General features: G+C 55.9%; 1 protein-coding gene and 1 pseudogene. Both read right to left on the bottom strand.

All coding sequences use genetic code 11. The features are described 5' to 3' along the window. Positions 1–135: 135 nt before the first annotated feature. Positions 136–360: pseudogene (locus tag VI123_RS19210) on the bottom strand (hypothetical protein); the annotation flags it as partial. Positions 361–484: 124 nt separating this feature from the next. After that, positions 485–1069 (bottom strand): helix-turn-helix domain-containing protein, encoded by a 585-nt coding sequence (locus tag VI123_RS19215; RefSeq protein ID WP_336339682.1) that lies wholly within the window; start codon positions 1067–1069, stop codon positions 485–487. Positions 1070–1223 lie beyond the last annotated feature (154 nt).

Here is a 1223-nt window from a genome sequence, read left to right on the forward strand (position 1 = left end):
GCCGCCGACAGCGACAGCTCCGCCTGTGATCAGCGTTCTTCGACCGCTATCGACGGCTCATCCCAACAGAAGAGGTGACTCAGGTCAGGTCACCTGACGATGCTTTGTGAGGTACTGAGTATGGTTGATGCGTGTAGTGAAGCCACACCACTCCGGGAGCGTCCCAAACGGCGTCGCTACGAGCTCGACTTTCCCGGCGTCGCCATCAGCCGCCACAACAGTCACAGCGAACTCGTAGCTGTCCCAATAGTGGGCTGCACCGTCGCCGTCGAGGCCGAAAAATAGCGGTCGGTCTTGGGTCAATAGTTCGCGGGCAAGTCGGTCAGTACAGGCGAAGGATGTAACGCGGTGAGCTTCTATCCGTCCTTTGATTGTCAGGAATGCCGTGCAACATATAAAGGATGTATGCAGCACGGTGATTCTACTTTTTCCAGATGCTTTCTATTGAATGAGCATCCAGTGTCCGCGCATACTGGGCGCGCTCTCATTCAGTAAGCAACGTCTGCTGAATGAGTTGGTTGACTCCCCTGCGAAAGCGCTCGGATGCGGAACTATCCCCAATACCAAGCCGGTTGCCCAACTCGGCCAGCGAACACTCCCGTGGAACCGCTAAATATCCGCTCTCTGATGCTTCAATCAGTATCTCTCGCTGGGCTTCCGTCAGTGCGAAGTTGATTTCGCCCCGGCCAGTTGCCTCGTAGAGTCTCTCGAAGGTAAAATCGATGTCGTGGTCGCCACAGAACTGATGCACGTGTTCGAGAGCGCCTCGATGCGGAAAGCGGGCACGGCATCGCCACCCGTTTCTCGTACCGACTGCGCTTTGCAGGACGCTCCCGACTGAAACCAACTCGGGCATAAGGTTTGTCTTGTCGCCAACGGGAGTGAAATCCACACGGTAGAACCGCCGGTCACCCATGTCGGCCAGTATGGTCGGATTCGTTACTGCGGGGTCGTCGGCCAGCGCATCTTCCACTGCCTCGAAGTTGTCACATTCTACCCAAAAAAGCATCTGTGTCGGCTCCTTAGACCGTTCATACGTTTCTTCCCACTCAATCTTAATGTCAGGCACCCTCCGTAGTGGCTCAAGCAATACAGGATGGTCGAGAGCGTGTCATAGAAAGCCTCCCAAGGGAGGCCGCAGGGTTTGGAAACTGTGTCCAGCAGTACCAACGCCCTGCAAGACGTAGCTTCGGTAGACGACTTCTTGAATGCGGCGGCTACCG

This window comes from Haloarcula sp. DT43 (assembly GCF_037078405.1).
Classification (GTDB): Archaea; Halobacteriota; Halobacteria; order Halobacteriales; family Haloarculaceae; genus Haloarcula; species Haloarcula brevis.